Origin of the sequence: Pedobacter sp. (assembly GCF_965227205.1) — a bacterium.
In the GTDB taxonomy this organism is placed as follows: Bacteria; Bacteroidota; Bacteroidia; order Sphingobacteriales; family Sphingobacteriaceae; genus Pedobacter.
The window spans coordinates 3,703,061-3,715,768 of record NZ_OZ245727.1 but is presented as its reverse complement, the minus strand read 5'-3'; the positions used below and the strand labels follow the sequence as shown (position 1 = coordinate 3,715,768).

9 protein-coding genes are annotated in these 12,708 nt (G+C 36.2%); all 9 read right to left on the bottom strand.

Translation table 11 applies throughout. The annotated features are described in order from the left end of the window. Positions 1-3: 3 nt before the first annotated feature. Complete coding sequence (locus ACO05K_RS16050; RefSeq protein ID WP_421945442.1) at positions 4-1,629, bottom strand: NADP-dependent glyceraldehyde-3-phosphate dehydrogenase; 1,626 nt, start codon at positions 1,627-1,629, stop codon at positions 4-6. Positions 1,630-1,749: 120 nt separating this feature from the next. Then, positions 1,750-3,189: an MFS transporter gene (locus ACO05K_RS16045; protein ID WP_421945441.1), complete on the bottom strand. Its 1,440-nt coding sequence runs from the start codon at positions 3,187-3,189 to the stop codon at positions 1,750-1,752. 20 nt (positions 3,190-3,209) lie between these two features. After that, positions 3,210-3,872, bottom strand: coding sequence for a bifunctional 4-hydroxy-2-oxoglutarate aldolase/2-dehydro-3-deoxy-phosphogluconate aldolase (locus ACO05K_RS16040; RefSeq protein WP_421945440.1), 663 nt, complete (start codon positions 3,870-3,872; stop codon positions 3,210-3,212). After that, complete coding sequence (locus ACO05K_RS16035) at positions 3,853-4,920, bottom strand: PfkB family carbohydrate kinase (RefSeq protein WP_421945439.1); 1,068 nt, start codon at positions 4,918-4,920, stop codon at positions 3,853-3,855. The genes ACO05K_RS16040 and ACO05K_RS16035 overlap by 20 nt, the downstream gene beginning before the upstream one ends. Positions 4,921-5,034: 114 nt before the next feature. After that, positions 5,035-6,435, bottom strand: a complete 1,401-nt coding sequence (uxaC, locus tag ACO05K_RS16030) for a glucuronate isomerase (RefSeq protein WP_421945438.1) — start codon at positions 6,433-6,435, stop codon at positions 5,035-5,037. Between the two features lie 109 nt (positions 6,436-6,544). Further along, positions 6,545-8,191, bottom strand: a complete 1,647-nt coding sequence (locus ACO05K_RS16025; RefSeq protein ID WP_421945437.1) for a UxaA family hydrolase — start codon at positions 8,189-8,191, stop codon at positions 6,545-6,547. Between the two features lies 1 nt (position 8,192). Continuing rightward, on the bottom strand, positions 8,193-9,704 hold the full coding sequence (locus ACO05K_RS16020; protein WP_421945436.1) for a tagaturonate reductase: 1,512 nt from the start codon (positions 9,702-9,704) through the stop codon (positions 8,193-8,195). A gap of 34 nt (positions 9,705-9,738) precedes the next feature. Continuing rightward, on the bottom strand, positions 9,739-10,680 hold the full coding sequence (gene pelA / locus ACO05K_RS16015; protein WP_421945435.1) for a pectate lyase: 942 nt from the start codon (positions 10,678-10,680) through the stop codon (positions 9,739-9,741). Positions 10,681-10,775: 95 nt separating this feature from the next. Then, positions 10,776-12,704 (bottom strand): glycoside hydrolase family 88 protein, encoded by a 1,929-nt coding sequence (locus ACO05K_RS16010; protein WP_421945434.1) that lies wholly within the window; start codon positions 12,702-12,704, stop codon positions 10,776-10,778. Between the last annotated feature and the right edge of the window lie 4 nt (positions 12,705-12,708).

Here is a 12,708-nt window from a genome sequence, read left to right as displayed (position 1 = left end):
TCCTTAGAAAATATACTTCGTACTTAGGAAATTAGAATCATCACCACTCACAATCTCATTCAATAACTTTTTATTATTATCGGTAAGTTTAGTAGCAACTAATGATCTGATTGAAAACGAACGCAATGCATCTACAACAGATAAGGTTCCTTCGGCGCTATCTTTTCTTCCCGTAAAAGGAAAAACATCTGGTCCGCGTTGGCATTGGCAATTTACATTTACTCTGCTTACTTGGTTAACCAAAGGATCGATAAGCGATGAAATTACTGCTGCATTATTGCTGAAAATACTAACTTGTTGTCCGTGTGGTGAGCCAATTAAATATTCAATAGGTTCTTCCAAATCATCAAACGGAACAACCGGAATTACCGGACCAAACTGTTCTTCGCGATATAACTTCATGTTGCTGTTAACCGGGTAAACAACTGCTGGAAATACAAATGTTTCTAAAGTTTGTCCGCCGTTTTTATTAACAACTTTAGCGCCATGAGCTACTGCATCATCAATACATTCTTTTAAATATTCTGGTTTGTTTAACTCTGGAAGTGGCGTTAAAGCAACTCCTTTTTCCCAAGGCATACCAAATTTTAATTTTTCAACTTCTGCTGATAAACGTTTTAAAAATTCTTGCGCCAAGCTGCGGTGAACATAAACAATTTTGATTGCGGTACAACGTTGTCCGTTAAAAGATAATGAACCTAAAACGGTTTCAGAAACTGCTAAATCTAAATCTGCATCTTTAGTAATAATTGCAGCGTTTTTAGCATCCAAACCTAAAATTGCCCTTAAACGGTTTACTTTAGGGTGAAGTTTTTTCAACTCATTCGCAACCTTGCTCGACCCAATTAAGGTTAAAACATTTACCTTGCCCGATTTCATTAATCCAGGTACAATCGTATTTCCTCTTCCATAAATTGTATTAACAACACCTTTTGGAAAGCTTGAACGAAAAGCCTCTAGTAATGGATAATGTAATAATGTACCATGTTTAGGTGGTTTGAAAAGGAGCGTGTTGCCCATAATCAAAGCCGGAATCAAGGTAGTAAAGGTTTCATTTAAAGGATAATTAAATGGCCCCATACAAAGCACAACACCTAAAGGAGAACGACGAACCTGAGCGACAATGCCTTGTTCAATCTCAAAACGGGAAGATTGTCTGTCGATATCTTTTAGTGCATCAATTGTTGCGTAAATGTATTCTACGGTACGATCAAATTCTTTGATAGAATCAGCGTATGATTTCCCTATTTCCCACATAATTAACTTCGCAACAATTTCTTTTTGCTCAATCATTTTATGGGTGAAGTTTTCTACGCAACTAATGCGATCTGCCACGCTCATAGTAGGCCATTGCCCGCGGCCATTATCATAAGCTGCAACTGCTGCATCAAGCGCTTCAGTAGATTCTTTTTCGGTACAAACCGGGAAACTACCAATGCGCTTACGCTTTAAGCCATTAGGTGTTTTAACGCATACAGGCGAAAAAACTTCGTTAAATGGTCCGTTCCAGGTTTTCATTTCTCCATTAGAGAGAAACTCTTTCTGTTCTATTTCTTCATGAAGCCGAAATTCCTCCGGAATCTGGCTTTCATCAACGAAAATACTTTCGAGGTTTAAGTTTGTGCTCAATTTGGTTTATTGTTAGGTTTATAATTCTGTAAATCTATAGTTTAAGTATAGATTTACTGTTTAGTTTACTTTGAGGTTCTATTTATGTTTATCATAAAATTGATAAACCTAGAAATTAGATTATTTTAACTCGATAACTTTATATTTTGGCACTAAAGTTTTCATAACTGTCCAGCCGATTAAATAACAAACGGCACAGATTGAAAATATAATGAAATAGCCTGCTTCTTCACCTTTAAAGCCCATAAAAACAATTGAGTTTTTTCCTGTATAATCAAAAAGTACACCTGAGCCTTTGTTGATTATAAAAGCACCAATACCACCAGCCATACCCCCAATTCCTGTAATTGTAGCAATGGCTTTCTTCGGAAACATATCACCAACAGTTGAAAAGATATTTGCAGACCAAGCTTGGTGCGCTGCACCAGAAATGCCAATTATTATTACAGGAATCCAATACGTAATATGACCCAATGGTTGTGCAAGCAAAGCCAAAAGAGGGAAAAAGGCAAAGATTAACATTGCTTTCATTCTACCTTCATAAGGGTTCATACCTTTCTTATCAACAAAATAGGTTGGAAGCCAGCCTCCGATTATTGATAATAAAGTAATCATATACAATACAAACAAAGGCAATGCACTTGTTGTAGAATCCATTCCGTACACAGATTTTAAATATGCGGGTGTCCAGAATAGAAAGAACCACCATACACCATCTGTCATAAACTTACCAAGCGCAAATGCCCAAGTTTGTTTAAATTTAAAAACATCAGTAAATGAAACTTTTTCTTTGGTTTCTTCTACGTAATTAGCAAGTTTTCTATCCGCAATTAAATCTTGCTGTATGTATGCAAGTTCTTCTGCACTTACCCTTTTATGTACTTCTGGTTTATCATACACAAATACCCAAAAACCCATCCAAACAAACCCCAATGCGCCAATAATGATAAACGACATTTCCCAACCGTAAGCTCTTGCAATAAAAGGGATTGTTATAGGAGCAGCTAGTGCACCAACAGTTGCTCCTGCGTTGAAAATACTGGTAGCAAAAGCACGATCTTTCTTTGGGAAATACTCTGCAGTAGCTTTAATTGCAGCAGGGAAATTTCCGGCTTCTCCAACAGCTAAAACAAAACGGGCAAAAATGAAAAGCGCAACACTAACTGAAACTACCATGCCGGTATTGTTGACTAAAGCAATTGCTTCTTTAGCACCTTCAAAACCAACAAACCAGTTCCCCGATACAATTCCTGCAGTTGCAATACCACAAAAGGCGTGTAAACATGCACCCACCGACCAAACTCCAATGGCCCATAAAAAGCCTTTTTTTGTATCTAATTTATCAACCAATCTGCCTGCAAAAAGCATAGAAATTGCATAAAAGATAGAAAATAGCGCTGTAATATTGCCATAATCATTATTATCCCAATGAAATTCTGGCTTGATAAAATCTGTCCACGTTAGTGAAAGTACCTGTCTATCTAAATAATTTATGGTTGTAGCAAGAAACAGAAGCAAACATATATTCCATCTGTACTTACTTGTTTTTGGTTGGCTCATTTCGGTTAGGTATGTTTTAGTTATTTGCTTTGTTGAATCAAATCAAGCGCAAGTTTTGTGTTTTCAAATAAATCATCGTAAAGACCTTTGCTCATAACATCCTTACTAATTAATTTACTACCCATTCCAACAGCGCAAACTCCAGACTTAAACCAGGTTTTCAGGTTGTCTAAATTAATTTCTACGCCACCAGTTGGCATAAAAAGTTGGCCGGCAAATAAATCTTTAATAGATGAAATAAATTCTGGACCAAGAATATTGGCTGGGAAAATTTTAATTAACATCGCCTTATGCTCTTGTGCAACGCTGATTTCCGTTGGCGTCATACATCCTGGAATCCAAAGCATACCTATTTTATTGGCAATTTCTGCAACCGCAGGATTAACAATTGGCGCAACAATAAAATCGGTTCCGGCCTCAATAAATGCATTTGCATCGGCAGGCGTTTTTATGGTGCCAATGCCTAAATATAAATCAGGCATTTCCGCATCGCGGATTTCTTTTAGCTTTTTAAAATTTGGCAAAGCCGATTTACCGCGATTTGTATACTCAAAAACGCGAACACCAGCTTTATAAAGCGTACGCAAGATTTCTACACTACCATCTTCGCTATCTTGATAGAAAAGTGGTAACATACCTTGCTCTAAAATGGCATCTAAAATTTTATGCTTGTTGCTTATCATTTCTTATAATTCTTTGTTCTATATCGGTTACAGTACTTGTTGTCGCATCACTTGGGATATATAATTTATCGTAAGCGGCAGCTGTAGCAAAATCTAAAGTTTCTTGTATGCTGCGGTTATTGTAAAAACCATATATCAAACCACCCATAAAGCAATCTCCGCTACCAACTTTATCTAAAATTTCTTCAGAAATATATTCTGCTGATACCGTTAACTCGTTATTGGTATAAATTGCTGTGTAATATCTAATGCCTTTCCCATTATCAAACCGAAAAGTATTTGCAACCGCTTTACAGGATGGGAAATTGTTAATTATTTCTTTTGAAGTATCAACAGCTTGCTGTAAAAGTGTTTCTTTTTCGTAACCTTCAGCAGGTTTTAAATCATCATGCAAGGCTGTGCCTAACATTTTGTTTGCAGCCCAAACATTGCCCATAATTAAAGTGCAATATTTGGCAAGTTCTGGCAAAACTTCAATGGGTTCTTTGCCGTATTTCCAAAGTTTAGAGCGATAATTCAAATCAAGAGAAATGGTAATATTTTTTGATTGCGCAACTTTTAAAGCTTCAAGGCAAACATCGGCAACACCCTGGTTTATCGCCGGGCAAATTGCACTAAAATGAAACCAGGTTACGCCTTCAAAAACTTCATCCCAATTAATCTGGCCTGTTTTCAAGGTTGCATATGCAGAGTTTGCTCTATCGTAAATTACGCCAGCGTTTTTTAAATCTTTTCCTTTTGGTAAATAATATAAACCCAATCTTTCGCCATGATAAACCATTGGCTTAGTATCTACGTTTTTATTATTCAGGTAATCAATAATTTCATTCGTAACAGAATTTTTTGGCACAGCCGATAAGTAAGCCGATGGAACATTCCACAAAGCAAGTGCAGTAGCAACATTTAGCTCTGCACCACCAATGTAAAATGGCAGTATATTTTCTTTAAGCCATTGTCCATCCATGTCAGGGCAAATGCGTAAAAGTAATTCGCCAAAACTTAAAACTTTTTCTCCTTTTTTTAATGAAGATGATATCGGGTTGCTCATTTTTCTGTTTAATCGGCATATTTAGCGCTATTTTCATAGCTGCAATAGAAACTTAAGGAAAACGATTGAAACGATTTGATTCGAATAGTTTTCATTTAAAAAGCCTGATTTTGGTTAAAATTTAAAGTAATTTTTTGCGTTAAAATACGAAATATCCTGAACTATCTTGCCAATCCATTCGATGTCGTTTGGTAATTCTCCGTTCTCAACATCGGTTCCGAAAAGGTTACAAACTATTCTTCTGAAATATTCGTGACGAGGGAAAGAAAGAAAACTTCTTGAATCTGTTAACATACCAACCAAGCGACTTAATAGCCCCATATTTGATAATGCATTAAGTTGTTTAATCATGCCGTCTTTTTGATCTAAAAACCACCAGGCAGAACCAAATTGAACTTTACCAGCAACAGAACCATCATTAAAATTGCCAATCATCGTTGCAATTAATTCATTATCTGCCGGGTTTAAATTATAGATAATAGTTTTAGCAAGTTTATCCTGAGTATCTAAACGGTTTAAAAATTTTGAAAGCATTCTAGCCTGGCTAAAATCACCAATTGAATCCCAACCTGTATCCGGACCGAGCTTGCTCAGCATTCTTGCATTATTATTTCTTAACGCACCTAAATGGTATTGCTGAACCCAGCCTTTTTCATGATCCCATTCTGCAAAATAAACCAGCATAGCTGATTTAAATTTCAGATTTTCCTCATAAGAGATATTTTGTTTGCTTCTGATTTTATCAAAAATTGATGAAATTTCCGTAGCGGTATAATCTTCAGCATAAATTTGCTCTAAACCATGATCTGAAACCGAACAGCCATTTTCATTAAAGTAATCATGTCTGCTTTTTAAAGCATCAATATAATCCTGAAAACCGCTGATGCTTTTATTAACAACCTTTTCTAACTTATCGATATATTCATTTAAGCCCGAAACATCATCGCTATTCATTGCCTTGTCCGGACGAAATGCAGGCAACATTTTTAGTTTAGCACTTTCATTTGCTAATTGCTGATGAAAATTCAAACTATCCAAAGGATCGTCTGTCGTGCAAACCGCTTCAACATTCATTTTAGCGAGCAAACCTCTAACAGAAAACTCTGGTGTTTGCAGTTTAGCCGAACATTCATCAAAAATCTTTTGAGCAGTTTTGCCGGTTAGCAAATCATTTATACCAAAATAGCGTTGTAGTTCTAGGTGTGTCCAATGATATAATGGATTTCTTAACGTATAAGGAACAGTTTCTGCCCATTTTTCAAATTTTTCAAAATCAGAACCAGCACCTGTAATAAATTTTTCATCTACGCCATTTGCACGCATTGCTCTCCACTTGTAATGGTCGCCCGCAAGCCAAACCTGACTTATATTTTCAAATTGAACATCGTTTGCAATTTGCTCAGGTATTAAATGGTTGTGGTAATCAATTATAGGTAAAGCTTTTGCAAAGTCGTGATATAACTTTTCCGCAGTCTTAGTTTCTAAAAGGAAATTATCATCTAAAAAAGGTTTCATGCTCAATATATTTAAGATGTTTTAGCGCAACAAAAGTTTATTGCTAAAATCTATTATTTTGTAATTATATATTTGTTTTGTCTATTCTGTTTTTTGAGTGATTGCTTGATTATAAACTAACCCCTCTTTTCCAAGGGATAAAATCATCCTGGTTAAGTAAAACTGCTTTAGGGATAACTTCACCGCTTGCTGCTTTAATACAATACTCTAAAATATCCTCTCCCATCTCCTCGATGGTTTTTTCACCCTCTATCACAGGACCGCAATTGATATCAATAATATCGCTCATTCGTTTAGTAAGTGCATTATTAGTAGCAACCTTAATTGTTGGACAAACCGGGTTTCCGGTTGGTGTACCTAATCCAGTAGTAAATAAAATAAGTGTAGCGCCTGATGCTGCTTTACCAGTGGTTGCTTCAACATCGTTTCCTGGTGTGCAAACCAGATTTAGGCCCGGTTTAGTTGCAGGTTCGGTATAATCTAAAACGTCTTCTACTGGAGATGTACCACCTTTCTTTGCGGCTCCAGTACTTTTTATCGCGTCAGTAATTAATCCGTCTTTAATATTTCCTGGAGATGGATTCATGAAAAATCCTGAACCAACATTTTCAGCAGCTTGGTTGTAGCTTGTCATTAATTGAATAAACTTACGGGCTGCTGTTTCATCTTTGGTTCTATCAATAAGTTGTTGTTCTGCACCACATAATTCGGGAAACTCTGCCAATAATACTGTACCACCAAGTGCAACCAATAAATCTGAAGTATAGCCAACCGCAGGATTTGCGCTAATACCGCTAAAACCATCGCTACCACCACATTTAACGCCTAATACTAATTTGTTCAGAGGCGCAGGTTGACGCTCGAATTTATTAATCTCTGTTAAGCCAACAAAGGTTTTGCGGATAGCTTCTTTTACAAGTTGTTCTTCGCTTTGCGATTGTTGTTGCTCAAAAATAAATAGTGGCTTATCAAAATTAGGGCTGCGTAACTTTAAATCGTTTACAAAATCCTGAACCTGTAAATTCTGGCAGCCTAAGCTTAAAACCGTTACGCCTGCAACGTTAGGATGATCTGCATAAGAGGCTAAAAGTTTGCTTAAAACAGCCGCATCCTGGCGTGTACCACCACAACCACCTTGGTGATTTAAGAACTTTATTCCATCAACGTTTTTAAAAATTCTATTGGAAACATGATTTGCCTGAGCGATAGAATTGCTATCCGCTTCGCTTAGGCTTTCGCCATTTTTGTAAGCTTCTACAAGATGGTGCGTATAAGTTTTGTATTTATCGGTAACAGCATAACCTAATTCATTATGTAATGCTTCTCTGATTACATCAAGGTTACGGTTTTCGCAAAATACGGTAGGGATAAACAACCAATAATTTGCTGTTCCAACTCTGCCATCGTTGCGGATATAACCGTTAAAAGTTTTGCCCTCAAATTTAGAAACATCCGGTGCATGCCATTCGTAGTGATAAGGGCGAAACTCGAAAGGATCTGAAGCATGTTTAGTGTTTTCAGTATCCATCAAACCACCTTTTAAAATAAAATGCTGCGCTTTTCCTACCAATACGCCATACATAATGATGTGGTCGCCTGCATTCATATCCTGCATAAAAAACTTATGCTTTGCCTGAATATCATCTTGTAAAATATATTCGTGGCCATCGTGTATAATAGTTTCTCCCTTTGCAAGATTTTGCAAGGCTACTAATACATTATCATTCGGGTGAATTTTTAAAATTCTTGTTACCATTTTAAAGTGTTCTTTCTGTATGCAAATTACTTAAAGTTTCTTTTGCACCTTTATTTTGTAATAATTCTACGTAATTTTTAATGGCTGCGTTAAAGCCAGGGTAGTTGTTCAGGTTTTTATCCCACAAACGTCTATCGCCTAAAATATTATCAACCGCAGTTTCAGGATTTTTCCAGTAATCAAATAAAATTTGTGCAAATTCATCATCAATAGCAAACTTCTTGTCGTTTACATTGGCGGTAAATGTTTCACCTTCTTTTGCAGTATTCATAAAAATAATATAAGCCGCTAAACCAACTGCCATTAATGGCGGCACCTCGTTTTTCTGACTATAATATTTTCTAATTAGCGGCATGTTGCGCATTTGCATTTTTGAAGTGAAATTCAAAGTTATTGCCTGCCACTTGTGCTCTAAAAACGGATTGCTAAATCTATCGATTACACTCTTTGCAAAGTCAACTGCATCGTTATAAGTAATGTCGTCATTTTCTAAAGAATGGGCAATTTCGCCTTGCATTAAGTTTGATACATAATTGGCAAAAGTTTCATCAGCCATTGCTTCTTTAACGGTATTAAAGCCCGAAAGTATTGCTAAGCCACAACTAAAAGTGTGCGTACCATTAAGCAAACGAAGTTTTAATTCTTTAAATTTATTGATTGATGGAACGATGAAAATTCCTTTATCAGCTTTTGCAAACGATAAAATTTCTTTTACCCTTTCACTTGATGATTCGATTGCCCACAAACGGAAAGGTTCTGCCATAATCATAAGTTCATCGCTATAACCCAATTCTTTTTCAATTGATTCCTGAGCTTCTGCCGGAAGTTTTCCAGGAACAATTCTATCAACCAAGGTTTTGCAGAAATGATTTGCCGTTTTTAACCATTGTTGAAAATCCCAGCTTAGTTTATTATGAATGGCAAGATTTAGTAAAATGTCTTTTAATTTATCGGCGTTATCGCTAATTAATTCTGTTGGCACTATAACCATTCCGCTTTCTGCAGAGCCATTAAATGCTGTAAATCTCTCATGTAAAAAAGCAAGTAATTTACCCGGGAAAGATTGCGGAGGTGTTTCTGTAATTTTATCCTCGCTTGCTACAATACCAACTTCTGTAGTGTTTGATATTACAACTTGCAAATCGGGATTATGAGCGGCTTTAAGAATTTCTGCCCAATCCTGCGAAGCAGATAATACTCTGCTGATTGAAGAATTGATGGTATTTTCTTCAACATTTTTACCATCTTCAATTCCCTTTACGCAAAGCGTGTAAAGGTTGTCTTGTTTAGAAAAAGCATCCGCACCACCTTTAGCAGTAGATTTTACAACTAAAACACGGCCATTAAAAATTCCGTTACGATTGGCTTTATCAATAAAATAATCGGGTAAGCCTCGAAGTAAAACACCTGTGCCAAATTGAATAACTCTTTCAGGCAATTCTAAAAGTTCTGCTGCAGGAATATTTACGTTTTCTGCGCTTATGTTTTTTAAATTTTCTTTGTTTAAAATCATTGTTTTCATTTTGCCGTCAACGACGAGTTATACATTATTTTGTTCCGTTGGTGGTTAACCATTTTGGATATTCTTTATCTAATAATTTCTGTGCAAAATTTCCGTACCAGGCATAACCGTTTCTACGCTCAGGTGATAAATCTTCTAGCTTAAGTTTTATGCTGTTATCTCTATCTCCGAAAATTGGTGTGTTCTTTTCCAAATCATAAAAACGAGCCCAAACTGTGCTGTTCGCATCAGCAATTAGCACAGCACTTTTATTGTTGGTTTTTGAATCCGCTGTGCGCTCAAATCTATAACCTGTAATTTTGTATTTATCAAACCACTTAATTGCTGCGGCTACCGACTCCTTAATCTCTGGAGATGGTTTTGGAAGACGCAATAGAAATCTAACAATGCTTACAGATTCTGCCGTACTTAAAGATGCAGGCTCAAAATTTCTTGCTTTTGCAGGTAACATCGAATCTTTGCCGTATTGAGCCGCCCAAATTGTTAAATTTCCATTTTGCTTTACCTGAGTTTTTAAAATGCAAGCAATTCCTTTTTTTACTGCCAATTCTGCTTTTGGAATATAGCTTTGATTAACCGCATCAAAACCGTTTGATTTTGTTGAAATATCTTGAAGAATGTTCAGCACATTAATCATTGCATCATCATTGTATGTTATTTGAGCACGATACAATGCTTTGTCAGGGAAATATTGCGGCCAACCGCCATTTGCATTTTGTGCAGATAAAGCGTAATCCAAACCTTTTTCAACAGCTTTTAAATACTCTGGTTTTTTAGTTGTGTTGTATGCTTTTATCAGATAAACAATTTCTCTACTTGTTGCCTTATTATCAAAAGTTGCATGTGCAATTGTTGTAGCTTTGATTTTAGAAAGCAAATCTTCAGTTAATGGTAAGCCATAATTTACTACACTTTTATCTTCTAATTGCTTCGGCCAACCACCATTTTCCAGCTGATAGACTAACATCTTATCGGCAGTGGAGTCGGTTCGAGTTTGGGCATAACAAGACATTAGTAAAAAACTAAATAGGAGGGATGATAATATTTTTAATTTATTTATCATTATTTAGATTGAGCTTGTTTAATTAACCAGTTTACCAAATCGTTAGTTGCTTTAAAATTTTCTAAGTCTTTGGGTAATTTTCTTCCATCGATATATTCATTGTAAAACCAAGGATCGCCAACTGCAAAAACAGTTCCTTTGCCGTATTTTGCTGTCGCGATGATTACATCGCCATTATCAGTTAAAGCAGAAGTTGCAGGTTTACTAACTTTTATGGTCGAAATTTCTTTGATGTAAACTTTTTTAGCGGTTTTGAAAATTGTATTTCCTTCCGGGATTTTTATTGCGCCTTGCTCAAAATTTAATCCCTGAACTTTATTTCGGCTATCCTCATTAAAGTGAATGCCAAAAGTTTCTGGCAAAACATTAAATTTTGAGATTTCACAATTTCCAACATCATTTAAAAGCAAAACCAAAACACCGCCTGCTTTTACCCATTCGCTAATTTGTTTCGCGTGTTCGGCATTCATGTAATTTGGTGCAGCGGTTTCTTTTTCCGTATCCGGATCTACAATGATGTAAATGTTACTACCTTTTAAATTTGCAGTTGTTGGTGCCACTTTTAGTGTTGAAGTTGCTACGCCTGCATCGTTAAATATTTTCCCGAAAAGAGAGAAACCATTATTGTCGTCTTCATCCCATAAATAATGGAAAGGAATTTTGCTCCCTGTTGGGCCAGTCATGTATTCGTTGTTAAAGAAGTTATCAACCGTAACCTTTAAACCTTTGCCTGGTTTTGGTAAGGCTGCAATCTCCATTTCTGCCGAAGCACAAATAAATGCACCAACACCTTTTGGGTCGTTTGTTATTACCTTCTCACTTATGTAATATTCAAAACTTCCATCACGATACTTCGGTTTGCCACCTAAACCAGATACAGAAACCGTTTTGGTTAAATTAACCCTTTCAGCTCCGGCTTGTTCGATAAATTCTTTCTTTAAACCTGCATAACCTTTACTAGCCGCTGCTGTAAAGGTTTTTGGTAACCATCCTTTTCTAACACCTTTTGCTAAGCCATAAACAAACATGCTCGATGCTGATGATTCCAAATAATTTCCTTCACGCTTCGGCATATCTAAAATATCGAACCAAACACCCGATTTTGCATCTTGGTATTTAACCGTTACAGTAGCTGTACGATTTAAAATGGCTACCAACTCATTATATTTTGGATGATTTTTTGGGAAGTAATCTAAAACATCAACAAGGGACATTATGTACCAGCCCATTGCTCTGCCCCAAAAATTTGGCGATTTTCCAGTTGTTTTATCCGCCCATTTTTCTTCGCGACTTTCATCCCAACCGTGGTAAAGTAAACCCGTTTTTGAATCTCTGGCATTTTTTTCCATCCAGATAAACTGATTGGCAATGTCATCAAATGCAGCATCTTTTTTTATCAATGTTGCATACTCTGCATAAAATGGCTCGGCCATGTATAATCCATCCAGCCACATTTGGTTTGGATAGATTTTTTTATGCCAAAAACCACCTTCTTTGGTACGGGGTTGTTGCTGTAACTGATCGTATAATTTTGTTGCAGCTAGTAAGTATTTCTGCTGCCCGGTAACTTTATAAAGCAATAATAAAGCACGACCGTTTTTTACGTTGTCGATGTTAAAATCTTCTGCTTTGTATGTTTTTATGTTGCCATCTTTATCCAAATAAGCATCCATAGAATATTGGATGTATTTAAAATAATCGCCATTTCCTGTGTTTCTCCAAACCGCTGCTGCTCCTTCTAAAACAACGCCCATATCATAACTCCATCTTGGTCCTTTTGCTGTTTTCAAAACGGTTGTGTCTTGAAAAAGCTTTTCCATTGCAGTTAATGTAAGCTGTTCAGAAAGTTTTTTTTGAGCAAAACCATTTATAGATAAAATGCTTAAGCCAATTGATACAACCGTTGTATATAAAATAGATAATCTCATTTTT